Source organism: Pseudomonas sp. LJDD11 (assembly GCF_024584215.1).
In the GTDB taxonomy this organism is placed as follows: domain Bacteria; phylum Pseudomonadota; class Gammaproteobacteria; order Pseudomonadales; family Pseudomonadaceae; genus Aquipseudomonas.
On record NZ_JANJFL010000018.1, the window covers coordinates 98947 to 124375 of the forward strand.

At 60.5% G+C, this 25429-nt stretch carries 22 protein-coding genes, 1 tRNA gene and 1 pseudogene; 22 read left to right on the forward strand and 2 right to left on the reverse strand.

Annotation, left to right across the window (positions count from 1 at the left end; genetic code table 11):
- The first annotated feature begins 14 nt into the window (after positions 1-14).
- The 6 genes from NRB16_RS19710 to NRB16_RS19735 all read left to right on the forward strand — a co-directional run bounded on the left by NRB16_RS19710 (position 15) and on the right by NRB16_RS19735 (position 7586).
- Entirely contained in the window at positions 15-1361 is a 1347-nt protein-coding gene (locus NRB16_RS19710; protein WP_257106738.1) for an LLM class flavin-dependent oxidoreductase, read from the forward strand.
- Positions 1358-2956 (forward strand): ABC transporter substrate-binding protein, encoded by a 1599-nt coding sequence (locus tag NRB16_RS19715; RefSeq protein WP_257106739.1) that lies wholly within the window; start codon positions 1358-1360, stop codon positions 2954-2956. The genes NRB16_RS19710 and NRB16_RS19715 overlap by 4 nt, the downstream gene beginning before the upstream one ends.
- An 81-nt stretch (positions 2957-3037) precedes the next feature.
- Complete coding sequence (locus NRB16_RS19720; protein WP_257106740.1) at positions 3038-4045, forward strand: ABC transporter permease; 1008 nt, start codon at positions 3038-3040, stop codon at positions 4043-4045.
- The gene (locus NRB16_RS19725) at positions 4042-4908 is read left to right on the forward strand and encodes an ABC transporter permease (RefSeq protein ID WP_257106741.1); all 867 of its coding nucleotides are present in this window, start codon (positions 4042-4044) and stop codon (positions 4906-4908) included. Before NRB16_RS19720 ends, NRB16_RS19725 begins: the two co-directional genes overlap by 4 nt.
- Positions 4905-6554: an ABC transporter ATP-binding protein gene (locus NRB16_RS19730; RefSeq protein ID WP_257106742.1), complete on the forward strand. Its 1650-nt coding sequence runs from the start codon at positions 4905-4907 to the stop codon at positions 6552-6554. The genes NRB16_RS19725 and NRB16_RS19730 overlap by 4 nt, the downstream gene beginning before the upstream one ends.
- A gap of 81 nt (positions 6555-6635) precedes the next feature.
- Entirely contained in the window at positions 6636-7586 is a 951-nt protein-coding gene (locus tag NRB16_RS19735) for a D-isomer specific 2-hydroxyacid dehydrogenase family protein (RefSeq protein WP_045491745.1), read from the forward strand.
- A gap of 18 nt (positions 7587-7604) precedes the next feature.
- Here NRB16_RS19735 and NRB16_RS19740 read toward each other — a convergent pair whose 3' ends face one another.
- Positions 7605-8495, reverse strand: coding sequence for a LysR substrate-binding domain-containing protein (locus NRB16_RS19740; RefSeq protein ID WP_257106743.1), 891 nt, complete (start codon positions 8493-8495; stop codon positions 7605-7607).
- A 167-nt stretch (positions 8496-8662) separates the two neighbouring features.
- Between NRB16_RS19740 and NRB16_RS19745 the strand changes: the two genes are divergently transcribed.
- The 9 genes from NRB16_RS19745 to NRB16_RS19785 all read left to right on the forward strand — a co-directional run bounded on the left by NRB16_RS19745 (position 8663) and on the right by NRB16_RS19785 (position 21648).
- Positions 8663-11713, forward strand: coding sequence for an FAD-binding and (Fe-S)-binding domain-containing protein (locus NRB16_RS19745; RefSeq protein ID WP_257106744.1), 3051 nt, complete (start codon positions 8663-8665; stop codon positions 11711-11713).
- 163 nt (positions 11714-11876) lie between these two features.
- Positions 11877-12125, forward strand: a complete 249-nt coding sequence (locus NRB16_RS19750) for a hypothetical protein (RefSeq protein WP_253115809.1) — start codon at positions 11877-11879, stop codon at positions 12123-12125.
- Positions 12126-12456: 331 nt separating this feature from the next.
- Positions 12457-15255 carry an S-type pyocin domain-containing protein gene (locus tag NRB16_RS19755; protein ID WP_257106745.1) on the forward strand — a complete coding sequence of 933 codons (2799 nt, stop codon included), beginning with the start codon at positions 12457-12459 and terminating at the stop codon, positions 15253-15255.
- Positions 15255-15728 carry a DUF6392 family protein gene (locus tag NRB16_RS19760; protein ID WP_257106746.1) on the forward strand — a complete coding sequence of 158 codons (474 nt, stop codon included), beginning with the start codon at positions 15255-15257 and terminating at the stop codon, positions 15726-15728. The genes NRB16_RS19755 and NRB16_RS19760 overlap by 1 nt, the downstream gene beginning before the upstream one ends.
- Before the next feature lie 101 nt (positions 15729-15829).
- Entirely contained in the window at positions 15830-17671 is a 1842-nt protein-coding gene (locus NRB16_RS19765; protein ID WP_257106747.1) for an S-type pyocin domain-containing protein, read from the forward strand.
- 107 nt (positions 17672-17778) lie between these two features.
- Positions 17779-18885, forward strand: a complete 1107-nt coding sequence (locus NRB16_RS19770; protein WP_257106748.1) for a Gfo/Idh/MocA family protein — start codon at positions 17779-17781, stop codon at positions 18883-18885.
- Positions 18886-19159: 274 nt separating this feature from the next.
- Positions 19160-20719 (forward strand): alkaline phosphatase, encoded by a 1560-nt coding sequence (locus tag NRB16_RS19775; RefSeq protein ID WP_253115820.1) that lies wholly within the window; start codon positions 19160-19162, stop codon positions 20717-20719.
- Between the two features lie 210 nt (positions 20720-20929).
- Positions 20930-21004 (forward strand) — tRNA-Gln (locus tag NRB16_RS19780).
- A 170-nt stretch (positions 21005-21174) separates the two neighbouring features.
- The gene (locus NRB16_RS19785) at positions 21175-21648 is read left to right on the forward strand and encodes a hypothetical protein (RefSeq protein ID WP_257106749.1); all 474 of its coding nucleotides are present in this window, start codon (positions 21175-21177) and stop codon (positions 21646-21648) included.
- A 182-nt stretch (positions 21649-21830) separates the two neighbouring features.
- On the opposite strand, the gene NRB16_RS19790 is transcribed toward NRB16_RS19785, so the two are convergent.
- A complete protein-coding gene (locus NRB16_RS19790) occupies positions 21831-22328 on the reverse strand; it encodes a signal peptidase II (protein WP_257106750.1) in 498 nt (165 codons plus the stop codon).
- A 139-nt stretch (positions 22329-22467) separates the two neighbouring features.
- Between NRB16_RS19790 and NRB16_RS19795 the strand changes: the two genes are divergently transcribed.
- The 7 genes and pseudogenes from NRB16_RS19795 to NRB16_RS19825 all read left to right on the forward strand — a co-directional run.
- Positions 22468-22866, forward strand: a complete 399-nt coding sequence (locus NRB16_RS19795) for a hypothetical protein (protein ID WP_257106751.1) — start codon at positions 22468-22470, stop codon at positions 22864-22866.
- 19 nt (positions 22867-22885) lie between these two features.
- Positions 22886-23347 (forward strand): metallophosphoesterase family protein, encoded by a 462-nt coding sequence (locus NRB16_RS19800; protein ID WP_257106752.1) that lies wholly within the window; start codon positions 22886-22888, stop codon positions 23345-23347.
- Between the two features lie 114 nt (positions 23348-23461).
- On the forward strand, positions 23462-23749 hold the full coding sequence (locus tag NRB16_RS19805) for a hypothetical protein (RefSeq protein ID WP_257106753.1): 288 nt from the start codon (positions 23462-23464) through the stop codon (positions 23747-23749).
- Between the two features lie 40 nt (positions 23750-23789).
- Positions 23790-24212, forward strand: a complete 423-nt coding sequence (locus NRB16_RS19810; RefSeq protein WP_257106754.1) for a hypothetical protein — start codon at positions 23790-23792, stop codon at positions 24210-24212.
- A 35-nt stretch (positions 24213-24247) separates the two neighbouring features.
- Positions 24248-24571 (forward strand): YciI family protein, encoded by a 324-nt coding sequence (locus NRB16_RS19815; RefSeq protein WP_257106755.1) that lies wholly within the window; start codon positions 24248-24250, stop codon positions 24569-24571.
- A gap of 35 nt (positions 24572-24606) precedes the next feature.
- Positions 24607-25089 carry an HIT family protein gene (locus NRB16_RS19820; protein WP_253142272.1) on the forward strand — a complete coding sequence of 161 codons (483 nt, stop codon included), beginning with the start codon at positions 24607-24609 and terminating at the stop codon, positions 25087-25089.
- A 122-nt stretch (positions 25090-25211) separates the two neighbouring features.
- Positions 25212-25429: pseudogene (locus NRB16_RS19825) on the forward strand (RNA-guided endonuclease TnpB family protein); the annotation flags it as partial.

Genomic DNA, 25429 nt, shown 5'->3' on the forward strand with positions numbered 1-25429 from the left:
CTGTAGGAGCTTTCATGAGCACAACGCAGAAACAACTACTGCTCGGCGCCTTCATCCCCAGCGCCGGCATCATGGGTTCAAGCTGGCGCCACGCGAGCGCCGCACCTGACTCGTTTCGTGACTTCGGGCACTTTCGCTGGATCGCCGAGACTCTCGAAGCTGCCCGTTTTCACGCGCTGTTCTTCAACGACACGGTCAATGTCGAACCGGACCTGGCGGTGCTGGAGCGCGGCCCCAACAGCGTGCGCTGGGACCCGTTGATCCTGCTCCCGGCACTGGCCCTGGTCACCCGGCATATCGGCCTGATCGGCACCGCCAGCACCACCTATAACGAGCCTTACAACGTGGCCCGCAAGCTGGCCAATATCGACCACCTCAGCGGTGGCCGGGTCGGCTGGAATCTGGTGACGTCGCTGGGCGGCGGTGAGAATTTCAATCTCGACGCCCATGTGCTGCACGCTGACCGTTACGAGCGCGCCGAAGAGTTCTATGACGTGGTCACCGGCCTGTGGGACAGCTACGCCGATGATGCCTTTGTGCAAGACAAGGCCAGCGGGCGTTTTCTCGACACCGCCAAGCTGCATGTGCTCGACCATCACGGCAAGCACTTCCAGGTCCGTGGCCCGCTCAACGCCGCACGTCCCGTGCAGGGTTATCCGGTGATCGCCCAGGCCGGCTCGTCGGACTCCGGGCGTGCCTTGGCGGCGCGGGCCGGTGAGCTGATTTTCACCGCCCAACACACCATTGAGCAGGGCCAGGCGTTCTACCGCGAGATCAAGGCGCGGGCGGCAGAATTTGGCCGCAACCCCGAGCATCTGAAAATCCTGCCCGGCGTTTCTCCGGTGGTCGGCAAGACCCAGGCTGAGGCGCAGGCCCGCTATGACCAGTTGCAGGAACTGCTGGAACCCAAGACCTTTCTGCGCAGCATCTCGAAGTTCGCCAGCCTGGGCTTTGATTTGTCCGAGCTGCCATTTGACGAGGTGGTGCCGCTGCCACCGGAGCAGTTCGATACCAACACCCACAAGAGCCGGCAGAAGCTGGTGTTCGAGCTGATTCGCCGTGAACGGCCCACCGTGCGTGAGCTGTTCAACAAGCTCACCGCCGGCGGCCACCGGATTCTGATCGGCACCGCCCAGAGCATCGCCGACGACCTGCAAAGCTGGTTCGAGGCTGATGCTGCCGACGGCTTCAATGTGATGTTCTCCGGGCTGCACCAAGGCATCGAAGGCTTCGCCAAAGAGGTGGTGCCGGAGTTGCAGCGCCGCAGGCTGTTTCGCACCGAATACCAAGGCCAGACCCTGCGCGACAATCTGGGCTTGCCGTACATTCGCAACCGTCATACAGCGGGGCAGGTGGCATGAGCAAACCGGTGCAAACGTTGTTCAAACCCGCCGCGCTGGCATTGGCCTTGCTGCTGGCCGGCTGTGGCGAGTCGTCGCCGCCTGCCAGCCAGGCGGCGGTCGGCACGCCGGTCAGTGGCGGGGTGCTGAAGGTCGCGCTGGATGGCGACCCCAACTGTGTCGATCCGCATCAGGCCGGCAATAACACCGCGTTGAATGTCGGTCGGCAACTGGTCGATTCGCTCACCGACCAGGACCCGCAGACTGGCGAGATCGTGCCGTGGCTGGCCAGCCGCTGGGAGATCGACGCCGAGTCCCGGCGCTTTACCTTTTACCTGCGCGACGGGGTGAGCTTCAGCGATGGCTCGCCACTGGATGCCCAGGCGGTTAAGGCCAACTTCGAGAAGATCATCGCCCTGGGCGCCCGCTCGATCCTGGCCGGTACGTATCTGGCGGGCCTGCAGCGCATCGACACCCCCGACAGCCGTACCCTGGTCATTGAGTTCAAACAACCCAATGCGCAGTTCCTGCAGGCCACCTCGACCATGAGCCTGGGGTTGCTGGCACCGGCCACGCTGGCCAGCGACCCGGCCGAGCGTTGCCAGGGCAAGTTGATTGGCAGCGGGCCGTTCAAACTCGACAGTTTCGTGCACAACCAGAAGGTCAGCCTGTCACGCCGTGACGACTACAACTGGGGCTCGTCACTGGCGGCGCACACCGGCAAGGCCTGGCTGGACGGTATCGAGTTCATCATCGTGCCTGAGTCCGGGGTGCGGCTGGGCAGCCTGTTGTCCGGGCAGATCGACGTCGATACCGGGGTGGTGGCGCAGAACGAGAAAACCCTGGAGGCTCAGGGCATCCCCTTGCTGACCCGCGCCAACCCTGGGGTGGTGTACAACCTCACCCCCGACCTGAACAACCCGTTGTACCGCGACCTGCGGGTGCGTCAGGCGCTGATCAAGGCGATTGATCGCGAGCAACTGCGCAGCATCATTTCCCGTTACCAGCGCCCGGCGACCTCGGTGCTGGCCAGCAGTACGCCGTTCTATACGGACTTTTCCGCGCTGCTGACCTATGACCCTGACGGCGCGAAGCGGCTGCTCGATGAGGCCGGCTGGCTGCCGGGCGTTGACGGCATCCGGCAAAAAGACGGCCAGCGCCTGAGCTTGAAGGTCGATTACTGGCAGAACACGCCGATTCTGGAGCTTATCCAGCAGCAACTGAAAAGCGTCGGGGTTGAGCTGCGGCTGAACCGTACCACCATCAGCCAGGTCACCGCTCTGATGAACAGCGGCGATATCAGCCTGCATTTCTACAACCTGACCCGCGCTGACCCGGATGTGCTGCGCACGCTGTTTCATGTGAACGGGCGTAACTATGGCAAGCGTCAGCCAGGCGAGCTGGACAAACAGCTCGAAGCCCCGGCGGCCACCCTCGACCCGGCGCTGCGCCAGCTACGGGTCGACGCGGTGAGCCGTGAGTTGATCGAACAGGGCCAGGTGATTCCGCTGATCGAACTGGCCACGGTGATCGCCCATGGCAAGCGGGTGCATGGTCTGCATTACGAGGCCTCGTCGCGTTTGCAGTTCTTCGATACCTGGCTGCAGAAGCCATGAACGCCGTACGCGCCTCCGTAGGAGCTGCTTCAGCAGCGAACGGGCCACGGCTCTCCAAGGGGCTCTCCAATAGGTAATCCAATGACAGACCTTTCAACGATAACCGCCAGCCCTGGCGCGCCAGGCCAGGGGTTGTATTGGCGCCAGACCGTAACCGCCGCGCTGCACCGCTTGTGGCAGAGCGCAGTGGTGCTGTGGGCAGCGTTCACGGTGTCGTTCGTGATTCTCTATGCGCTGCCCAGTGACCCGGTAAGCATCATGCTTAACCAGAGTGGTGAACCCTCGGCGGCGGATCAGGCGCAGATTCTGGCGTTGCGCGCCGAATACCATCTGGACGAGCCGCTGGCGGTGCAGTACGGCATTGCCTTGTACAAAGCCCTGCAACTGGACTTCGGCCATTCGATCCAGAGTGGCGAGCCGGTGGCGGCGGCTTTGCTCCAGGCATTGCCTGCCACCGCACAGTTGAGCCTGCTGGCGCTGGGCCTGGCGTTGCTGGGCGGTATCGGTCTGGCGCTGGCCGCCAGCCTGGTGCGTTGGCGCTGGCTGCGCGACGCCTTGCTCGGGCTGCCGGCGTTGTCGGTGTCGTTGCCCACGTTTTGGGTCGGGCTGCTGCTGTTGCAGGGTTTCTCATTCAAGCTGCACTGGTTTCCGGCCATGGGTAACCAGGGTTTTGCTGCGCTGGTGTTGCCAGCTTCGACCCTGGCCATTCCCACCGCGGCGGTGATTGCCCAGGTGCTGCTGCGCTCACTGGTCAATGTCTCGCGCCAGCCGTTCGCCGAAAGCCTGCTGGCCAAGGGGCTGAGCCGCCGGCGCTTGCTGTTCGTGCACCTGCTGCACAACGCGGCGGTGCCGGTGTTGAGCCTGTCCGGGGTGTTGGTGGGCAATCTGCTGGCGGGATCGGTGGTCACCGAAACCGTGTTCTCCCGTGAGGGCGTCGGGCGTTTGGCTCAGGCGGCGGTGAGCAATCAGGACATTCCCATGGTGCAAGGCGTGGTGCTGCTCGCCGCGGTGATCTTCATTCTGGTCAACCTGCTGGTGGACCTGCTGTATCCGTTGCTTGATCCACGTATCCGCGCAGGTGCCCCATGACTACCACCGTTCTATATGCCGCAAACGGTACCGGTTGGCTGGCCCGCGTGCGGCCGGTGCTGCGCAAACGGCCGTTGCTGCCGTTGGGCATCGTCGTGCTGAGCCTGGCCCTGGCCTGGGCGCTCTGGCCGACTTTATTCAGCACCCAGGACCCGTTGCTGGGGCTGCCGGCCGAAGCGCTGCAACCGCCCAGCGCGCAGCACTGGTTCGGCACTGACCATCTGGGCCGCGACCTTTACAGCCGCGCCGTGCATGGGGCGGCGTTATCGCTGCAAGCCACCGCGCTGGCGGTGCTGATCGCCTTGTTGGTGGGCATCGTACTTGGCACGGTCGCCGGCTATTTCGGTGGTCGGCTGGATGCCTTGTTGATGCGCATGGTCGAGGTATTGATGGCGATTCCGTCGCTGTTGCTGGCCATGGCGATCATCACCGTACTGGGCTTCGGCACCCTGAACATCGCCCTGGCGGTGGGCCTGTCGTCAGTGGCGACCTTTGCCCGCCTAGTGCGCGGCGAAGTGCTGCACTGGCGCAGCCGGTTGTTTGTCGAGGCGGCGTTGGTGAGCGGGGTCGGGCCATGGGGGATCATTCGTGGGCATATCCTTGCCCATGCCGCCGCGCCGGTACTGGCCCTGGCGGCGCTGGAGTTTGGTGCGGCAGTGCTGTCGGTGTCGGCCTTGAGCTTTCTCGGCTTTGGCGCGCCGCCGCCGCAACCGGAGTGGGGGCTGCTGATTTCCGAAGGACGCAACTATATGGTCGCGGCCTGGTGGTACACCACGCTGCCGGGGCTGGTGCTGGCTTCGGTGGTGCTGGCGGCCAACCAGTTGGCGCGGGCCATTCAGGACATTCAGGGAGAACACCCATGAGCCAGCCAATCTTGCAGGTTGAAGGTCTGCGCATCGGTTACCGCAGCACCGCCGGGCGGGTCGAGGGCATTGATCAGGTGGGTTTTGCCATCCATCCGGGGGAAATCGTCGCAGTGGTTGGCGAGTCCGGTTCGGGCAAGTCCACCACGGCCGGGGCGCTGATTGGCCTGTTGGCCAGTAACGCGGTGATTGAAGCCGGCAGTATTCGCCTGGCCGGCGAAGAGCTGGTCGGCCTGGGCGAGCGCCAGTGGCGTCAGCGCCGCGGCCGGCTGGTGGGCTTTGTGCCGCAGGACCCCGGCCTGTCGCTGGACCCGGTAAAACGCATCGACCAGCAACTCAGCGAGGCCATGACCGTACACGGTGTAGCGCGCCGCGAGGCCCGCGCACGGGTGCCAGCGTTGCTGGCGCAGGTTGGCCTCAATGAAGTCGAGCGGGTGGCGCGCAGCTATCCGCATCAGTTGTCGGGCGGCATGCGCCAGCGCATTCTGATCGCCATTGCGCTCGCCAACGACCCACCGCTGATCATTGCCGATGAGCCCACCAGTGCGCTGGACGTCGGGGTGCAGCGCCAGGTGCTTGATCGTCTGCAAACCCTGGCCCGCCAGCGCGGCACAGCGGTATTGCTGATTACCCACGACCTTGGGGTGGCGCTGGATCGCGCTGACCGGCTGATCGTGATGCAGCGCGGGCGCATCGTTGAAAGCGGCCCGGCGCAGCAGATTTTTCAGCACCCGGCGCATGCCTATACCCGGCAATTGCTCGATGCGGCACCGACCCTGAGCGATGCACCGCAAGCGCGCCGTGACAGGGTGTTGCGTGCCGAGCCGCTGTTGCAGGTGCATCTGCTGCGCAAGGATTTCTCCAACTGGCGCCAGCCGGGGCGCGCAGCGGTCGATGAGGTGTCTTTCAATGTGCTACGCCATGGCACCACCAGCCTGGTGGGCGAGTCGGGGTCGGGCAAGTCGACCACGGCGCGGCTGATTCTCGGCCTGGAGCGGGCCGACCGTGGCCAGCTGCTGTTTGCCGGGCAAGACCTGAGCCGCCTGTCGCGGCGCGCCTGGCAGCCCCTGCGCCAGCGCATTCAGATCGTCTACCAGAACCCTTACGCGTCACTTGACCCGCGCTGGACCCTGGAGCAGATCATCAGCGAGCCGCTGCATGCGTTTGCCATTGGCGAGCGCGCTGCACGCCGGGCGCGTGCGGCGAGTCTGCTGGAGCAGGTCGAACTGCCGGCCCATCTGTTGCAGCGCAAGCCCGGCGAGTTGTCTGGCGGTCAGCGCCAGCGCGTGGCGATTGCCCGTGCCCTGGCGCTGGAGCCGGAGCTGCTGGTGCTCGACGAAGCGCTGTCGGCGCTGGATGCCTCGGTGCAGGCGCAGATCCTCAAGCTGCTGGGGCAATTGCAGCAGCGTTTGGGCCTGAGTTATCTGTTCATCTCCCATGACCTGGCCGTGGTGCGGCAGATTTCCGATCATGTCGTGGTGATGCGCGACGGTAAGGTGGTGGAGCAGGGCGCCTGCGAGCAGGTGTTTCAGGCGCCGTCGTCCGACTACACCGCGAAGTTGCTCGCTGATGTGCCGGGAAGGCTCTGGCTCGATACTCAAGTACCTGAAGCTGCGTTGGCGCTTAATTATGGAAATGCATATTAGCTTATATTTTTAATTCATTTTCGGCATCACGCGCGGATTGCTAGCATCGCTTTATCAAGCAAATCAAACAGGAACTGATCCATGTCCCACACCGTGATCGCCAGCCAGCACGATGAAGAAATCAACGCGCTGCTGCGCCAGCGCCTGCCGGAGTACACCATCGTTGCCATCGGCCAGGGCGCGCCGCAGGTGCCGCCCGAGGCGAGCATTCTGCTGACCCGGCCGTTCTTCGGTAACTTCCTCACTCAGGAACTGCCGGAGCAGCCGGCGGGCTGGCCGTTCAACCTCAAGTGGGTGCAACTGACCTCGTCGGGCATCGACGGCTACCCGGCCTGGCTGTTCGATCAATTACCAGTGTCGTCGGCGCGTGGCACCGCGTCGGTGGCGGTGGCCGAATTTGCCCTGGCGGCGATCCTGGCCCAGGTCAAACAGTTTCCGCAGGTCTGGATCGACAGCGCCGAACAGTGGCAGCGCTTCCCGCTGCAACAACTGAGCGGCAGCACGCTGGGCATCGTCGGCTTTGGGGCCATCGGCCGTGACCTGGCAGTGCGGGCTCAAGCGCTTGGGGTCAGGGTGATCGCGGTGAACCGTTCGGGCAAACCCTTCGATGTACCGGGAGTCGAACGCGCCGAAAGCCTGGAAAAACTGTTCGCCGAATCCGACCACGTGGTACTGGCCGCACCGGCCACCTCATCCACCCGGCAACTGGTCGACAAGGCCCTGCTCAGCCACGCCAAACCGGGCCTGCACCTGGTCAATATCGCCCGCGGCAGCCTGATCGACGAAGCCGCGCTGCTCGACGCGCTGGACGCCGGCCAGCTCAGCCGCGCCACCCTCGACGTCACCGCCGTAGAACCGACCCCGGCTGACCACCCCTTCTACAAACACCCCAAAGTGCGCCTGTCGCCCCACGTATCCCCGGCCAGCGGCGTGATCTGGCACAACATCGTCGAACACTTCGTCGCCAACCTGCTGCGTTATCACAAAGACCAGCCGCTGGGTGATGTAGTGGATTTTGAGCGTGGGTACTGAAAACAGACAGACTCGCTCCTACAAACTATTCAACAGCCAATCCCGAAACACCACCAACGCCGGCAGGTTCTGGAAGCGGGTCGGATAGGCCAGGTAATAGCAGCGCCCACTGTCCATCGGTGCAAACAGGCTGACCAGCTCGCCACGTGCCAGCTCATCGCGCACCAGCACACTGGGCACCAGCGCAATGCCAATCCCGGCCGCTACCGCCTGAATCAAATGCGAGGTCACCTCAAAACTCGGCCCCGGGCGCATGATGTGGTGGTCCAGCCCATGATGCTCAAACCAGTCCGACCAGGCGTTGGGCCGCGATACCACGCTTAGCAGCGAACGCTGGGCGACATCCGCAGGGCGCATGCCGGCATGGTCGGGCAGGGCGCTCGGGCTGGCAATCACCAGCAGTTCCTCGGCCATCAGCGGATGCGCAATGTACCCCGGCCAACTGCCGTTACCGACGCAAATCAGCGCATTCATATCCGCCGAAGCGGCGCTCAGGTCGCCTGAGGCAATGCGCGAATGGATATGCACCACCGAGCCGGGGTGCCGGGCATAAAAGTCATGCATCTGCGGCAGCAGCCAGCGCGAGCCAAAGGTCGGTAGCACTGCCAGGCTCAAGGTGCCGCTTTGCGACTTGTGGGCGATGGTCTGTAAGGTGGCGCTGCGGATGCGCCCCAGTGCGGCGGCCAGTTCATGCTGGTACAGCGCGCCTGCGGTGGTCAGTTCGATGCGCCGGCCATCGCGCTTGAACAGCTCGACCTCCAGCTGCGCCTCCAGTGCCTGAACCTGACGGCTGACCGCACTCTGGGTCAGCGCCAGCTCATCGGCGGCCTTGGTGAAGCTGCCATGCCGGGCCGCCGCCTCGAAAGCGATCAGCAATGACATGGACGGGGTAAGACGACGCGGATTCATGCACAGGGCTCATTCATAAAAGTCATGCAAAACGGCCAGGATTTACATTTGCCGTGCGCATGGATCTTACGCAAAATCGCGGCTAACCGTGAATAGCAGCGTATCCGGGCTTGGTCCCGGGCTACGTGTTCTGCATATAAAAAGTCTTAGCATCAGGAAATACCGCCATGATTGCCCAGCTCAAACCCGTCACCGGACAGGCCGATCTATACGAGCGCTTCCTTACCGCCCTTGGCCAGTCAGGCTTTGCCGGAGAAATTGCCAGGGATCATGGCTCACGTACCGTACTGGGCACTGATAACTCGATCTATCAGCGCCTGCCCCAGGCAGCGGTATTTCCCCGTGATCGCGATGACGTCGAGATCGTTGCCCGCCTGGCCGGCAGCCCGGAATTCCAGCAGATCGTCCTCACCCCACGCGGCGGCGGCACCGGCACCAACGGCCAGTCACTGACCGACGGGCTGGTGGTCGACCTGTCGCGGCACATGAACCGGATTCTGGAAATCAACGTCGAAGAGCGCTGGGTACGGGTCCAGACCGGGGTGGTCAAAGACCAGCTCAACGCGACGCTCAAGCCCCACGGGCTGTTCTTTGCCCCTGAACTGTCGACTTCCAACCGCGCCACCATCGGCGGCATGATCAACACCGACGCCAGCGGCCAGGGCAGTTGCACCTATGGCAAGACCCGTGACCACGTGCTGGACCTGGACACCGTCCTGCTCGGCGGCGGCTCGGTGTACAGCCATGTGATCGACGAAGACACCCTCAACACCGCCAAAGCCGGCAGCGGCCGTGCCGCCGAGGTTTACCGCTGCGCCCAGGGTATCGCCGATGAAAAGGCGCAACTGATCAAGGACATTTTTCCGCCGCTCAACCGTTGCCTGACCGGCTACGATCTGGCGCACCTGCGTGAGCAGGATGGCCGCTTCAACCTCAATAGCGTGCTGTGTGGTTCGGAAGGTTCGCTGGGCTTCATCGTTGAGGCGCGCCTGAACGTGCTGCCGATTCCCAAGCATTCGATTCTGGTCAACGTGCGTTATGCCGGCTTCATGGAAGCGCTGCGCGATGCCAAGGCGCTGATGGCGCACAAGCCGCTGTCGATCGAAACCGTGGACTCCAAGGTGTTGATGCTGGCCATGCAAGACATCGTCTGGCACGGCGTGGCTGAATACTTCCCGGCTGACCCGGACACCCCGACGCTGGGCATCAACCTGATCGAATTCAGCGGTGATGAGCTGGACGACGTCGAGCGCCGCGTACACGAGTTCATCGAACACCTGCAAACGGATACCTCGGTGGTGCGCCTCGGCCACACCCTGGCGGTGGGCAGCGCGGCGGTGAACCGCGTGTATGCCATGCGTAAACGTGCGGTGGGCCTGCTGGGGAACGTCAAGGGCGAAGCACGCCCGCAGCCGTTCGTGGAAGACACCGCCGTGCCGCCGGAAAACCTCGCCGATTTCATTCAGGAATTTCGCGACCTGCTCGACAGCTTCGGCCTGCAATACGGCATGTTTGGCCATGTCGATGCCGGGGTGCTGCACGTGCGGCCGATCCTCGACATGAAAGACCAGGCCCAGGCGGCCCTGATCCGGCCGATTTCCGATCAGGTTGCCGCACTCACCCAGAAACACGGCGGCCTGTTGTGGGGCGAGCACGGCAAGGGCCTGCGCTCGCAGTATGTGCCGGGTTACTTCGGCGAGCTTTACCCGTCGTTGCAGGCGCTCAAGGCGGCCTTTGACCCGCACAACCAGCTCAACCCCGGCAAGATCGCGACCCCGGCCACGCGCCCCGAAGCGCAACTGACTCTGGTTGACGAAGTGCAACTGCGTGGCGACCTGGACCGCACCATCGACGAGCGGGTCTGGCAGCACTACGAGAGCGCCGTGCACTGCAACGGCAACGGTGCCTGCTACAACTACGACCCCAACGACGCCATGTGCCCGTCGTGGAAGGCTACCCGCAACCGTATCCACTCGCCCAAGGGCCGCGCCTCGCTGATCCGCGAATGGCTGCGCCTGCAAGGCGAACAAAACATCGACGTGCTGGCGGCCAGCGTGCGGGCGCGGTCGGCCAGTTTCTTCACCGGGCTGACCAGCAAGGTGCGCAACAGCCTGGGCCGGCGCCGTGGCGAGCAGGACTTCTCTCACGAGGTGTACGAGGCCATGGCCGGTTGCCTGGCGTGCAAATCCTGCACAGGGCAGTGCCCGATCAAGGTCAACGTGCCGGACTTCCGCTCGCGGTTTCTGGAGCTGTACCACACCCGCTACCTGCGCCCGCTCAAGGACTACCTGATCGGTTCGCTGGAATTCACCATTCCGTACATGGCGCGCTTCCCCAAGCTGTACAACGCCATCATGGCCGCCAAACCGGTTCGTTACCTGCTGGAACGCGTGGCCGGTATGGTCGACAGCCCGCTGCTGAGCCTGATGGATTTTCGCGCCGCCTGCGCGCGCTGGAATGTGGCCATCGCCACCCCTGAACGCTTGGCCCGGCTGAGCGACGCACAGCGCCAGCGCACCGTGATTGTGGTGCAGGATGCTTTCACCCGGTATTTCGAAACTCACTTGGCCGCCGACTGGCTGGAACTGATCAGCCGTCTGGGTTATCAGGTGTACCTGGCGCCGTTCGCGCCGAACGGCAAGCCGCTGCAGGTGCAGGGTTTCATGGCCGCCTTCGAAAAAGCCGCTGCCTACAACAGCCAGTCGCTGCGGACCTTGCAGGCCTACGGCATCCCGCTGGTCGGACTGGACCCGGCGATGACCCTGGTCTATCGCCAGGAATACAGCAAAACCCTCGGCGAACAGGCGCCCACGGTATTGCTGCCTCAGGAGTGGCTGGTCGATGCTCAACTGCCGGAGCGTGAAGCTTCAGGCCAGGTGTTCCGCTTCCTGCCGCACTGCACCGAGAAAACCAACGAACCGGGTAGCGTCGGTCTGTGGCAGAAAGCCTATAGCCGGCTGGGCCTGAAGCTCGACGTACTGCCCAGCGGCTGCTGCGGCATGTCGGGCACCTACGGCCACGAAACCCGTAACGTGCAGACCTCCGCGATCATCTACCAACAGTCCTGGCAGCCACTGGTCGCCAAACACGGCGAAGATGGCGGGCTGGTCGCCGACGGCTACTCGTGCCGCAGCCAGGTCAAGCGCCAGGATGGCAAGGTGGTACTGCATCCGCTGCAGGTGCTGCTGGCGCATTTGCGTGGCAGCAATACCCGGTAACGGAAACCGAGCCTTTGAAAACGCCCGCATTTGCGGGCGTTTTTCTGTGTACGGCAAACCTGCGGCAATCTGTCTGAATCTCTGTTGGCCGCTCGGGTCAGACCTGATGTGGCACCCGATCATCAAAGGTGTACAAACGTCGATTGCAACCAGAGAGGTCGCTATGAGCAATAACGAACTGGAGCGCGAAGTTCTTACCCGTTTACTGCACGCCCACCCGGCCGGGCTGGGCAAGGAAATTCTGGACAACTACCGGGGTGAGAAGGTCGTCGCCCAAACCCTCAAGGATTTGCAGGCACGTAACCTGATCCATGGTCAGCCGGTCACGTCCGAACAGGACGAGCCGCAGATCACCTTTCCTATCAAACTGAGCAGTGCCGGGGTGGAGCAGGCTAAACGCATGGATATTTGAGTACTCGGGCTGTGCCAGATGAACGCGGCGCCTTCGGGCGCCGTTGTTGTTTGCAAAGATAGTTCGTTTCTTTAAGAACTGCATATGTGTCGGTGACGCAAATTCGAAGTGACTTAGGTGTTACGTGTGTCCATTTATCGGAAGGTCTAAGGATTATATATAATTATGGAGGTTGTTCGGTGATTTTGTGTTTGGTGATGATTCGTTAGTGCTGGATTTGGTTTTGGTCTTCTTCTGAAGGATTAAAAATAGCAACGTGGTAAATAGTTATGTAATTAGTCGGGGTATTGGCCGGTAAAACATCGTCATACACCACCGCAAGGAAGTCTGTATGAGCGATGAAAATAATGATCCACCAGAGAAACACCTGTGGGTAATAAAACCTCTTGACCCTTCCAAGGGTGAAGGAACAGGCCATTCAAACAATGGTTCAGGAAGTGACCAAAGTGCTGAGCCTATCGTATCCAGTACTGTGCCCGGTTATGCCGACCAGGCGCTTGGGGCAGACCAGCATATCGGCAAACTGTTTGCCACCGGTGCTTCTTCAACCTCCGGCAATAACGACGAGGCATTGGCGGGTAAACCGGTCCCCGGCCGTGGTAGTGGCCGGGAAGGCTGGAGTGTCCGTATTGACAACCATGGCAATTTCAGCGGTGGCTTCAGCGGCGGTTTCGGCGGGAGCAGCCGCAAGAAGGCTAAGCGGCGTGCCAAGGCTAAAGCCCAAGCCATCGCCAGCGCGCGTGCCGAAGCCGAGGCTCGCGCCAGGGCTGAGCAGGACGCTCATCAACAGGCGCAACGTCAGCAGGCGTTGGCTGCACATCGCAGCGTGCTCGATCAATTGCACAGTGTTCATGAGCGCAGGCGTGCCGAGCTGGATGACCAGTACGCGCAACGCAAGGCCGGCCTTGCCGAACAGCTCGACCAAGAAATCAGGGCAGCGGCAAAGGCGCCGCAGACTCCAGGTAACGAACGCTGGCAGTTGTACCTGATCTCCAAGAAAAAGGCCGAAATCGACGCAGTAGCGACCGCCAAGCAAGCGGCTTTGCAGGCCCGTGCTGCATTGGCATCGGCATTCGATGGGCATGATGCCTTGCATCGCACCGGCCAGGATTATCGGCAGCAGCTGGAGCAGCGCAGCGGTGAGAGTGCTCAGGCCGCCCACGATCTGCACCGCAATTGGGAGCAGGCCTATATCGCGGCGCATGAAAACGCACTGTTGGGCGAGTCGATTCGACTATTAAGGCAGCGGATTGAGGCGCTGTCGGAGCAATATGCGCGTGACGCCATCATGTGGCGGGAACAAGAGCAGCGTGAAGCCGCACTTCGCCAGAAAGAACGTCAGCGTGAGGAGCATGTAAAACACCACCAGCGTGTCGAAGAAGTCATACGGCAGACACGCCTGCAGGCCGCCAATATCCGGTACATCCCGGTCGATATGGCCGGCAGTGGCGCCATCTTGTTCGGTCGTAGTGATACCGCGCTGGCGCACGACGCCGCCAAGGCATTGCAGGCGCAGGTCAGAGCTGCGGTTACTGAGTTGGTGCGCGTAGCGCTCATTCGTGCAGGCCAGACGGTTGCGCTGGGCGTGACGACTGCCTTGTACTCGCCGGTGTTGGGCAACGGCGAGTTGACACCCGAGCAGCGGCGCCGCTTTTCCCAAGGAATGGGCGTCAACGCCGAGGTCATGGGAGTCCCCAGTAACATCGATTTACCTGCCATCGCTGAGGCAGGCGGGACGATTGATTTGCCTACACGCATCAAGCTCGTGCCTGTGGACCAAGGCACTGAGTTGCATGTGGTAAGTACCGGGCCGGGCTTCACTGCTCAGGTGCCGGTAATCATGGCGGCGCCTCATCCCTTGACCACTATCGACGAAGCCACTGTTTCAGCACCGCCTGGGCGGCAAGTGGTGATGGACAGTGCGCCAGCCACATCCGTTACCTTGCCAGTGGAGCATCACGTTTTTGGCACTGAACTGCAGGTTGCCGAGTTGCCGGCGGGTGTTGACCTGCGCTTTGACGATTGCATTGTGTGTTTTGCTCCAGAGTTGGGATTGGCACCGCTGTATCTGTCGTTCCCCTTGCCGTCTGCTGGTTACGGCGTGGTCATGGGGCAGGGTGTGCCAGGCGATAAAGGCTGGCGCCTGCTGGCCGATAGCCCCACCGGCGCTGCATTACCCGAACAGGTAGGCGAGCGGTTACGCCAGCGTGAGTTTCATTCGTTGTCAGCCTTCGACGCGTCAGTCTGGCGCGTACTGGCTGAGGATGACCTGCTCAACGAAGGCTTTGACCCGCTGAGTGTCAAACGCATGTTGCGTGGGATGCCCCCTTATGCGCCCAAGGCCAATTGGGTTGGCGAGCGCCGCCATTATGAAATCCGCGCGAAAGATACGTTGGCTGCCCAAGCCAATCCGTTTGATCTTTCAAGTCTGGTAATGACCAAGCCTGACAGCGATTACGGAGTAGCGCGCTTCACTCAGGCTTATCAGTCCTGGCCTACAGCACGCGGCAACCTTGTCTGGACACCGCTGCACGCCCCAGGCACAGAGTTATTGGGAGCAACCACAACCCCGGCTGAGCCACAGCAGCCGACGGTTCATTCCGGAAGTGATATTGAGCCGTTGTCTTCACAGGTTGATCCACTGCCGGTTGTGGATCCGGCGGACCTGACGACGGTGATTCCGGGGTACGCTGAAGAGGAGGATTTGCCTTCATCTGATCTGATTTTTGCCGAGCCGGTCAAGGTGCTGGAAACGGGACCTTATGACAAGCTGGAGCGGCGCAGCAGGGGGGATGGCCTGGATGTGGATCATATTCTTTCTCGGGCTGCTTTTATCAGGTTGGTTCGCACGAGGTATCCGGGCCTGCTTCCGGAAGAGGTCAAGAAAATGTCCAATAGCGCGCCCAGTATTGTCATTCCCAAGGCTGTGCACGAGAAATATAGTGAAACTTTTAGATGGAAAAATACTGTCGAAAAACAGTTAAAAGATGCAAGCGATCCAGAGGCGGGTGTTAATAGCAATTTTGATGCAATAAAAACAGGGCTTCTGGAGCTGGGTTTTGATGAGCGGGCCTTGGAATCCGCCCGCGAGCAATTGCACCAGGCCTATAAGGAGAAGGGGTTTTACTGATGAATATCACTCAGGTACAAGGGCTTTTAAGCTCGCTAGGGAAACAGTCAGACGCCATCCATGTCGAGGGTGTGCATACCCAAGGGCCACTTTTGGAAATGTTTGAGGGCGATGATGTTCTTTCCATCACCCCGGCACCCGGTATAGCAATGAGCTTTCGCTCCGTAGGCAAGGTTTTCGATACATTAGTTTTCAGATTACTGAAAACATATCCTGAACAGGTCGTATATACCGGGGCGTTGCCGAAGCCTTTCAAAGTTGCGATGTCTAAGGCTGAAGTGCACGAGTTGCTAGGTCAGCCTTTGGAGGCTACAGGCCCCATCAAAATGCCCGATCCGTTAGGCCAAACCGGTGGGTGGGAGGCGTTTGCGCTGGGCCATGAAAAATATCCTGGTGTAAAGGTAGTGGTTCAGTACAACGCTTCTCTTGACGTGTTTGGTCTTGTTTTTAGCTTGATGGATAAGCATTCGTAGTCGTTCCAGGATTGCAGCTCATTTATCTGGAAAAACGCAGAACAACCCCGCCGCTGGCTCAAGCGACGGGTTGGCTCTACATAAACCAAGGGAACTTAATCATGCAATTCAAGGAACGACTGCAAGACTATACGCGGGCAGAGTTTGCAAGTTTTCTGAACAAAATCTGGGCCGTTGACGTTGTCGCTGATGAGCACGATCTGATGATCGAACACTTTGATCGGCTGACCGCCCATATTCGGGGGGGCGACCTGCTTTTTTATCCCGATACGCGAAATCAGCGGGATGCCTATTCAGAAAATGAAACCGCATTGGGAGAGATTCAGGCCTGGTATGGCGTTCGAAAACAGCAAGCATTCAAGGACGATGTACCTGTTGGCAGTAACACTGCTCTGGATGCAAGGGGGCGTGCTCAGCGTGAGCTTGACCTTGTCGTTGCTCAGGTTGGCGAGTTGGATGGCCAGCAGGCAGCCGCCCAGACATGTTTGAACGAGTATGAACATCAGCTTGATGAGGCCGACAAACGCTTGTCATCAGACCTGAGTAAGACCGCGACTGCAGACATCTTTACTCAGACGGAGCGCCATCTTGATCATATGGATGAATTGCGCACTAAAGTCATCGGTGTTCTGAATCGCTATAAACATGCAGGCGGTCGCTTGGCGTTTTCTTTGGACTGGGCGCGGCGAGCGGGGACCAAAATTGGCACTCAGGATCTTGAGCAGCGAAAGCTGGAGCTTCTCGATCAGGCGAGTCAACGTTACCACGGGCACAAGGCAGTCTTTGAACAGCGTCATCGGTCGTTGCATGAGCGTGCAGAGGTGACTTTCAGGCGTACCCGAGATCATCTGGTTCGTTTGGCGTACGCGGCTAAAACCGGTCCTTCATGGGGGCGACAGACACTGATTGCGCCGCTTTTCCGAATGGACTTTCATCCTCGACTACTGGCCGCAGAACCAACCCGATTCGAGTTATTTGACGATCAATGGCAAATACTCAGTCGATGCCTTCGTTCTGCTGTAACAGGACTTGCGTGGGAGCTGGACGCGCCTGACGATGCGTTAATGGCCAGCATTCTTGGGTTCAGCGATAGCAGGCCGGGTTGTGGCGATCCTGTGGCCTTCAGTGTTCCTCTGCGCGAATTGATGCCTGCTGAGGGTGTGGATTGGCACTGTCTTGCTTTGGCGAACGCGCACGTTGAGATGCCTTACCGGGTGAGCATTGCAACATACCCGTTGCGGTATGGACGAGACTGGAACGGACTGCGCGAGGTATTGGAGCAAACCAATGTGTGTGTCGTTCGTACTGATGGGGCGGAGATTGCTTCCAGCGTGAGGGTTCGCATGGCCGTGTGGGATGAACTGGAACAGGGCTGGCGCCTGAACTGCCCGGATGGCCGTCAGCGTGAGGTTCTCTGGTACAGTCATTCTCAATGGGCGCAAAGGGTTGGTGCAGCGCAAGGCACTTCCCGCGGCGGTAATTTTGCCCCCCGCGATGTTCCAGAGGTCGAGAGTGCTGACCTGTCGGCAACCCAGCTGGACGATTATGTTGCAGTCTTCCCGGTTAGTTCGGGATTGGAACCGGTATATCTGAGCTTCACTCCTGATTACGAGTATCCCGGCGTTGTTGTAGGTCAGGGCCAGCGCGTTGCGGCTGACTGGCTCAACACCTCTGCGCAACCCAATGCTGTTCCCTCGCAGGTTGCCGATATTCTGCAAGGTCAGGTATTTGATCGTTTTCGGCTCTTTCTTGTTGCCTTCTGGCAAACAGTGGCCAGCTTACCTGAACTGTGTACCGGGTTTGATCCGGATGAAAAACAAACCATGGCAGCGGGTCAGGTCTCTCGTCTGTCCAGCAATTTCAGGATCGGGTTCATTCGCAGCCCGCTGGAAGGCGGTGACATCTACGACTTGGACAACCTGCAAATTGTCCGGACGGGTTAAGGCCTGTTTGTCTCTACATCGGCAAATTCGCTGAACTTCCCCGCCCATCACTGGCCCCATTCAAGACAGGGCAACCAACCGGCTGCCCGCGATCCAGGAGAGTCAGGATGCCAAGTGAAGACGGCAAGATTCGCTACGGTGTGGTAGGTGGCGGCTCGATTTCTCAAGGGGCATTCATGCCCGGTGTCGGCCAGACCGGTAATTCGACGCTGACGGCGCTGGTGACCGGTGACCCGGACAAGGCGGATCGACTGGCGACGCTGTATGGCATCAAGGCCTACCGTTATGAGGACTATGGCAAGCTGCTCAAGTCCGGCGAGATTGATGCGGTCTACGTGGCCACCCCCAACTTTCGCCATCTGGAGTTCGTGCTGCCGGCTCTGGAGGCGGGCATCCATGTGCTGCTGGAAAAGCCCATGGCCACCAATGAGACTGACTGCCACACGATGATCGAAGCGGCCAACCGTACTGGCAGCAAGCTGATGATCGCATACCGGCTGCACAGCGAGCCGGGCACGCTGGAGATCATCGAGCGGGTGCGGGCAGGGGAGTTCGGTGTGCCTCGGCTGTTTACCTCGACCTTCACCCAGACCGTCAAACTCAGTAATCACCGTACCCAACATGGCTTTAGCGCAGGTCCCGTGCCGGATATGGGGCCGTACCCGCTGAACATGGTGCGCCAGTTGTTCGCGGCCGAGCCGATTGAGGTCAGTGCAGTGGGCGTCAAGACGCCGGGCCGTGATATCGGCACCTGGGACACGGTGACCGTTTCATTGCGCTTTCCGGATGAGCGCCTGGCGCAGTTCACGGTCAGCTACAGCCTGCCGGACAGCGAGCGCTTCCAGCTGATCGGTAGCGAAGGCGAGGTCGAGGCTTCACCTTGTTTCGGTTACGGCGAAGGGGTCGGCATTGCTTACCGTGCCCATTTGCAGGACGAGAGCCGCAGGGTCACCCATCCGGTGGTGGATCAGTTTGCCGGTGAAACTGCGTATTTTTCTGACTGCATACTTAACAACGAAGTACCGGAGGCCGATGGCCAGGAAGGCTGGCGCGATGTTCGGGTGGTCGCGGCCATCGAGCGCGCCTTGCAGACCGGACACCCACAGGTGCTGGAGCCGTTGCCGGCCAGGCGCGGACCACAACCTGGCCAGGCGCGGCAGTTGCCGCTGGCCAAGGTGCCGGAGATGATCGACACCGAGATGCCGACGGAGTAATTGTCGGGAGCGCGGTCTTGTGGGAGGGCGTTTAGGCACTGCAAGTCTCTGTGGGAGCAGCCGGCCGGCGTTCCGGTCGCACGTGAAGAGGCCGGTAAAGTCACAGCATCTGCTGCGAACACGCCGCCGTCTTCGCTAGCAAGCTAGCTCCCACATAGGCTGCGGCGCTTATCTGAGCAGTATTGCCTGTAGGCCAGAGCGCAACGAAACACTGTCACATCCCTGCCAAGCCTGGCTGTTAGCGTGAAGCCTCACATCTGCAAGAGGCTTCTCCATGACCCTGTTCGACCCCACACGCCGTCGCATCATTCAAGTGGCCGGTGCCGGTCTGCTCTTGCCGGGCCTGGCACCGGCAGTGATCGCTTCGAATCGGGACCGACCGAAGATCACCGATGGCGTGCAGTCCGGCGACATTTCCGGCGACCGTGCCGTGGTCTGGAGTCGCTGTGACCGGCCTGCGCGGCTGATTGTGGAATGGGACACCCGCAGCATGTTCAGCAACCCGCGCCGGTTGGCCTCGGCGCTGGCCGATGCGCGCAGTGACTTCACCGCCAGGGTCGATCTGAGCGAATTGCCGGCCGATCAGGCGATCTTCTATCGCGTGCAGTTCGAGGATGCGCAGTCCGGTGTGCTGAGCGAGCCGGAGTTTGGCCACTTGCGCAGCACCCCGCAGCAACGGCGCAACCTGCGTTTTGTCTGGAGTGGCGACACGGTGGGGCAGGGGTTTGGTATCAACCCGGACATCGGCGGCATGCGTATCTATGAAGCGATGCGCCTGCGTCTGCCGGATTTCTTTATTCACAGCGGCGACACCATTTACGCCGACGGTCCGGTGCCGGCGCAACTGAGTACCGAAGGCGGGCGGATCTGGCGCAACATCACCACCGAGGCGAAAAGCAAGGTGGCCGAGACCCTCGACGAGTACCGCGGCAATTATCGTTACAACCTGATCGATGAAAACCTGCGCCGCTTCAATGCCCAGGTGCCGCAGATCTGGCAGTGGGACGATCATGAGGTGACCAACAACTGGTCACCGGGCAAGCAGCTCGATGACCGCTACAAGGTCAAGGACATCAAGCTGCTGGCGGCGCGCGGTCGTCAGGCGTTTCTCGAATACGCGCCGATGCGCCTGCAGCAGGCTGACAACGGCGGGCGGGTCTATCGCAAGATTGGCTATGGCCCGATGCTTGATGTGTTCGTGCTGGACATGCGCAGTTACCGTGATGCCAACGACGCCAACCTGAGCGAAAAGCCTGGCCCCGGCACGGCTTTTTTAGGGCGCGAGCAACTGGACTGGCTCAAGCGCGAACTCAAAGCCTCTAAAGCGCAGTGGAAGATCATTGCGGCCGACATGCCCATTGGGCTGGGTGTGCCGGACGGCGAAGTCAGCCCCGGTGTACCGCGCTGGGAAGCCATTGCCAACGGCCAGGACGGTGCACCGGCCGGGCGGGAGCTGGAAATCGCCGAACTGCTTGGCTTTCTCAAGGCCCAGCAGGTTCGCGATTGCGTATGGCTGACCGCCGACGTGCATTACTGCGCGGCTCACCATTACCAGCCTGAGCGCGCGGTGTTCCAGGATTTCGACCCGTTCTGGGAGTTTGTCGCCGGTCCCCTGAACGCTGGCAGCTTCGGCCCCAACCCGCTGGACAAGACCTTTGGCCCGGAACTGGTATTCCACAAGGCCCCACCAGCGCAGAACACCTCGCCGTTTGCCGGCTTTCAGTTTTTCGGTGAGGTCAATATTGACGGGCAAAGCGCCGCGCTGACCGTAACCCTGAGGGATCTGGACGGGGTCGCGGTGTTCGAGAAGACCCTGGCGCCCGCTGTCAGTTGAAGGGCGATTGGCCTGGTCGCAGCGGCCAAATTCCTGTGAAAGCCTGTGCATACAGCTGGTTAAACAGTAACCAGCTGTTTTAAAAGTAATTTTTTTAAACAAAGGGCTTCACAGACGTAAATAATGTTGGTAAATTGCCGCTCATTCCAGCACAGCCCGCCAAACAGGCTTGCAGGAATCTTCAGCAGAGTGTTTCGCACTCGTCGCTACAGGGGCGTCGCCAAGCGGTAAGGCAGCAGGTTTTGATCCTGCCATGCGTTGGTTCGAATCCAGCCGCCCCTGCCATTTTCTCTCAGGCTCAGCCGGGCCGAATCTCTAAATAATCGCTCTTGAAGTCGTCAGCACATTAGCCGCCAACAGGCCCGTATGCGTGCGCAGATTTGTCTTCGTTCAGATGCCGCAGGGTATGAAACCTGCAGTGCGTAGCGTAACTGCCAGAACGTTGACGACGATTTATGAACCCAACTGCCTTCCTGTCTGGACGCCTGACGCCCAAAGCGCTGTCGATGTGGATCGTGGTCTTCATCTGTCTGGTCTGTGTCTCGCTGCTGTTTGCCACGCTCTGGCAGGTCAAACAGTCGGCGGATGAGCGTCTGGCCAATGCCCGCAGTGCAGTGTTCAACATCGTCCGGGCGGCCGAGCAACACGCGACCGACACCGTGCGCCAGGCTGACAGCACTCTGAAGAACATTGCTGAACGCATCGAGGTCGATGGCTGGGGGGCGCCGCAGCGGCTGCGTCTTTCGCAACTGATGGCCCGCAACGTGGTGGACGTGGAGGGCGTGCAGGGGCTGTTCATCTATGACGAACACGGCAACTGGATCGCCAACTCGTTCACCCAGACCCAGAGCAGCCGCAACAACAGCGACCGCGACTACTTCATCTGGCACCGGGACCGATTGTCGCCAGCCGCACGACAGGCGATCTGATCGTACCGATCAGCCGACGCCTCAATCATGACGATGGCAGCTGGCCGCGCGTTACGGCGGTGAAGAGTTTGTGATCCTGCTGCCCGGCAGCGCACTCGCCGATCAGTTGCTGTACCAGGCCAAGCAGCAGGGCAGAAACCGGGTCTGTCAGGCTGGGCCCAAGGTGTACCGGGTTTCCTGACTCAGGCTGTACGGGGTTTGCCGAAGCCTTCGAATAGCAGATACAGCGCACCAACCATGATCGCCATGTCGGCAATATTGAACACGCCGGTATGTAGGCTGCCAACGTTCAGCACCAGATAATCCACCACATGGCCGTCGCGCCAGGCGCGGTCGAACAGGTTCGAAGCACCGCCCAGAGCAATCAGGTACACCGCTGCGGCTTTGGCAGGTGCAGCCTGCCAGCGTGACAACGCCCACCAGAGCGCCCAGGCCACCACCACACCCACGCCGACGATGAAAATGCCTTGTTTGACCATCGGCGGCAGACTGGCGCCCAGGCTCAGAAAGGCGCCGGGGTTAAGGCTCAGGGCGACGTCCAGCCACAGGCTGTCGGAGCCGTAGCGAAAGTTCTCGTAGGGCAGGCGGGCGAGGGCGACAAGTTTGACCCACTGGTCGAACAGCACGAACAGGACACCGGCAACGATGGCGAATGCCGGTTTTTTCAGAATGGATGACATAGAGAGCGACGCTGCCTGTCAGCAATGGAAGAGGGCGTGAAGATAGCCTGTTTCTGCAGCCAGTTCATGAAATCCGCAAGCGCTCAAGCCCCATTGCCGCAAGCCGATACACCCAGGTCTTTGTCATGGAGACTTCGTTATGCCTCGCAGGACGCGCTTGTTACTGACTCTTTTGGTGCTGGTGGCACTGTTTGCCGTTGGGACCCGGCTCGACTGGTCGTACCCCTGGAGAATGTACACCGGCTACCAGCAGTTTTCGAACAGCCTGCCCGACCGTGCAACAGTCGAGCGGCTCAACCTGCGCCTCAAGGCCGAGTTTGGTGGCGATGTTGAAGCTGACTACCGCATTAGCGTGAACGACGAAGGCAAGGTCACCCGTGTGATTGGCCTGAACTGGGTGTGTCGCACCGGTGTTGAAGGGCAGGCTTTCATCAAGGCCACCATGCGCCAACTTGACCATCCAAGCTTTGAATGGCCTGATGAGATCCATATGCAATTCAAGTGTGCCCTGGCCAAACGTGAGGTCTGGCGCGGTTGATCCTGATGATGGAGAACCCATGAAAATCGGCGTCATTTCCGATACCCACGGCCTGCTGCGTCCCGAGGCCGTGGCGGCCTTGCAGGGCTGTGAGCGGATCATCCACGCCGGGGATATCGGCAAGCCCGAAGTGCTGGAACACCTGGCGCGTATCGCACCCTTGCATGTGGTGCGCGGCAATAACGACCTGGACTTTGCCTGGGCGCAGAACCTGCCGGATCAATCACTGTTCGATCTGGGGCCGTGGCAGGTGTTGCTGGTTCACGATATCGCTGATGTGCCTGCGCCGCTTGATCCGGCGATAAAACTGGTCATCACCGGCCACTCGCACAAACCCTTGATTGACTGGCGCGGCGAGCGGCTGTTCCTCAACCCCGGCAGTGCCGGGCCGCGACGCTTCAAGTTGCCGGTGACCGTGGCGCTGATCGATGTAACCGGGCAGGGCCTGGATCCGCAGCTGGTGGGGCTACTGGATGTCTGAATTTTTGCCAGAGTGCTGTGATGGCGCGGCTTGCTACTCATGAGTCTGGCGTGCGGTTGCACGTGTAAAAGGGGGATGTCAAAGTGGCATCCTCTAATGCAAGGATGTCGGGTAATGCGGGAGTACAAAGTCAGGTTTTATTGCGTGATAGGTATCCTGGGCAGCGGCGCCATGACTTTATTGATTGCTCCCGAAATGTATTCGGGGCTGATCGAAGGGCGGTTCACTGCCCACGTAGGCACCCGGCAAAACCCTCTCAAAGAGGTGCTGGTTTTCAATGATGACCCGCTCACCTTTCTGCTTTATTTCATTAAAGATTTCTGGTTTTTTCTGATTATGGCCGGCATGACTGTGGGTTTGCTTTGGCGTTTGATCCGTGGTCCCAGGGCGTTCGACTCCTGAGCAAAACGTCGATGAGCAAGGGCAATGACCGGCCGCAATCATGAGTCAGCGACACCTCTTGAGCGTACTGATGCTGCGCACCCTGGCCATAGTGGTGATGGTCCCGGTGACGCTGTTGGCCGGGGTCTATGGCCTGCTGGCACTGGGTCTGCTGGTGTCCTTTGTCGTTGAAGAGGCTGTGCTGTCTATCGAGGACATGCTCCGCCGCGTGGGGCTGGCGGTTTTGCTCGGTGGCGGCTGGTTCGGCATCGTAACGGGCTGGCGGCTCTACTATCACTTTTTAAAATCATCCGCCTATCCACTGTGGTCCACATGGGCCTGGGCCGGTTTATTCAGCGGCACGCTGTGCAGTGCGATCCTGCTGGTCATCACCGGGCAGACGTTCATGCTCTGGCCGCTGTTGGGGGCCGCCTGGCTGGCCGGTTTGCTGGTCAGCGCTGGCCGTAACAGGCACAGTGCCTGATCCGCCTGGCGACCCGAAACGACAAGGAGCGCGTTATGCCGTATTTGATCATTGCTTACGATCATCCGGGCAAAGACCAGGCACGCGAGCAGGTGCGTGAAGCGCACCGTCAGTATCTGGCGGCCTATGGCAATAAGCTGCTGTCTTCTGGCGCGCTGCTGGATGACTCTGGCACCCGGATCATCGGCGGGGCTTCGTTGATCGACACCGAAGACCGGCAAGAGGCTGAGCGCTTCGAGGCAGAAGATCCTTACGCCAAAGCGGGCATTCGCGCCGAGGTGCAAATCATACCCTGGCGGTTGCGCTGGTGGCTGGGGCAGTTCGATGCGGCTGGGCATCATCCCTCTAACAACTGCTGATATCCTGCCAACCCCATAGCTCCTTCTGGTCCGCGATGCACATTCCTGAACACCTGATCATTTTTGAAACCGGGCACTGGGTTCTCAACCATCACATGGCTTCTGCGCTGCCAGGCTATCTGATGCTCGGTGCCAAAACTGCAGGTGCCTTGGGCGATTTGCCTGAGATCGCCCAGGCTGAACTGGGTGTGCTGCTCGCCAAGGTTCAGCGAATCATGCAGAGCGAGTTGCAACCTGAGCAGTTGTATATCAGCCGTTACGGTCATGAGGCGGGCTGGCCTATTCATTTTCATTGCATCCCTGTCTATGCCTGGGTCGAAGAACTGTTCTGGAAGGATGAGCGCTACCGGGCGCTCAGAGCGTTCGATTACCCTCCCGCTGCCAGCCCGACGACCGACGGTGCCGAACTGACCCTGTTCATCTGGCGCGAGTTTGGGGAGAACCCGACCAAACCACCGGTTGTCGGGCCAGGGCGTGAGCAGGTCGTTGCCATACTTCGTCGTGCTTTCGAAGAATGAGGGCTTACCAAGCTGGCGCGAAAAGCCCCTTCCTTCAGGTGGGGGATGAAAGCGCCACAGCGAAGCGCTCATTAGGGGTTAATATCCATAAAACCGCCCCTATTCTGTGTTTCATGACTGAAATGAAAGCGACCAAAACCCTCAAGATTCGAGTGCGAGACAAGCATGCAGCGCAGTTGCGTGAAGCTTCTCGTGCTGTGAATTTTGTGTGGAACTACGTAAACGAGTTGAGCAGTCGCTCGATTCGTGAGCACGGTCGTTTTCTGTCAGCGTTCGACATTCACAAGTACACCAACGGGGCCGGCAAAGACCTGGGACTGCACAGCCAATCGGTGCAGGC

Excerpts from the sequence above, each read along its gene's own strand:
- NRB16_RS19730 (WP_257106742.1), top strand. The coding sequence starts at position 4,905 with ATGAGCCAGCCAATCTTGCAGGTTGAAGGTCTGCGCATCGGTTACCGC.
- NRB16_RS19775 (WP_253115820.1), top strand. The coding sequence starts at position 19,160 with ATGACCCTGTTCGACCCCACACGCCGTCGCATCATTCAAGTGGCCGGT.
- NRB16_RS19785 (WP_257106749.1), top strand. The coding sequence starts at position 21,175 with ATGAACCCAACTGCCTTCCTGTCTGGACGCCTGACGCCCAAAGCGCTG.
- NRB16_RS19745 (WP_257106744.1), top strand. The coding sequence starts at position 8,663 with ATGATTGCCCAGCTCAAACCCGTCACCGGACAGGCCGATCTATACGAG.
- NRB16_RS19790 (WP_257106750.1), bottom strand. The coding sequence starts at position 22,328 with ATGTCATCCATTCTGAAAAAACCGGCATTCGCCATCGTTGCCGGTGTC.
- NRB16_RS19765 (WP_257106747.1), top strand. The coding sequence starts at position 15,830 with ATGCAATTCAAGGAACGACTGCAAGACTATACGCGGGCAGAGTTTGCA.
- NRB16_RS19720 (WP_257106740.1), top strand. The coding sequence starts at position 3,038 with ATGACAGACCTTTCAACGATAACCGCCAGCCCTGGCGCGCCAGGCCAG.
- NRB16_RS19800 (WP_257106752.1), top strand. The coding sequence starts at position 22,886 with ATGAAAATCGGCGTCATTTCCGATACCCACGGCCTGCTGCGTCCCGAG.
- NRB16_RS19810 (WP_257106754.1), top strand. The coding sequence starts at position 23,790 with ATGAGTCAGCGACACCTCTTGAGCGTACTGATGCTGCGCACCCTGGCC.
- NRB16_RS19740 (WP_257106743.1), bottom strand. The coding sequence starts at position 8,495 with ATGAATCCGCGTCGTCTTACCCCGTCCATGTCATTGCTGATCGCTTTC.
- NRB16_RS19760 (WP_257106746.1), top strand. The coding sequence starts at position 15,255 with ATGAATATCACTCAGGTACAAGGGCTTTTAAGCTCGCTAGGGAAACAG.
- NRB16_RS19735 (WP_045491745.1), top strand. The coding sequence starts at position 6,636 with ATGTCCCACACCGTGATCGCCAGCCAGCACGATGAAGAAATCAACGCG.
- NRB16_RS19820 (WP_253142272.1), top strand. The coding sequence starts at position 24,607 with ATGCACATTCCTGAACACCTGATCATTTTTGAAACCGGGCACTGGGTT.
- NRB16_RS19770 (WP_257106748.1), top strand. The coding sequence starts at position 17,779 with ATGCCAAGTGAAGACGGCAAGATTCGCTACGGTGTGGTAGGTGGCGGC.
- NRB16_RS19815 (WP_257106755.1), top strand. The coding sequence starts at position 24,248 with ATGCCGTATTTGATCATTGCTTACGATCATCCGGGCAAAGACCAGGCA.
- NRB16_RS19715 (WP_257106739.1), top strand. The coding sequence starts at position 1,358 with ATGAGCAAACCGGTGCAAACGTTGTTCAAACCCGCCGCGCTGGCATTG.
- NRB16_RS19805 (WP_257106753.1), top strand. The coding sequence starts at position 23,462 with ATGCGGGAGTACAAAGTCAGGTTTTATTGCGTGATAGGTATCCTGGGC.
- NRB16_RS19725 (WP_257106741.1), top strand. The coding sequence starts at position 4,042 with ATGACTACCACCGTTCTATATGCCGCAAACGGTACCGGTTGGCTGGCC.
- NRB16_RS19755 (WP_257106745.1), top strand. The coding sequence starts at position 12,457 with ATGAGCGATGAAAATAATGATCCACCAGAGAAACACCTGTGGGTAATA.
- NRB16_RS19750 (WP_253115809.1), top strand. The coding sequence starts at position 11,877 with ATGAGCAATAACGAACTGGAGCGCGAAGTTCTTACCCGTTTACTGCAC.
- NRB16_RS19710 (WP_257106738.1), top strand. The coding sequence starts at position 15 with ATGAGCACAACGCAGAAACAACTACTGCTCGGCGCCTTCATCCCCAGC.
- NRB16_RS19795 (WP_257106751.1), top strand. The coding sequence starts at position 22,468 with ATGCCTCGCAGGACGCGCTTGTTACTGACTCTTTTGGTGCTGGTGGCA.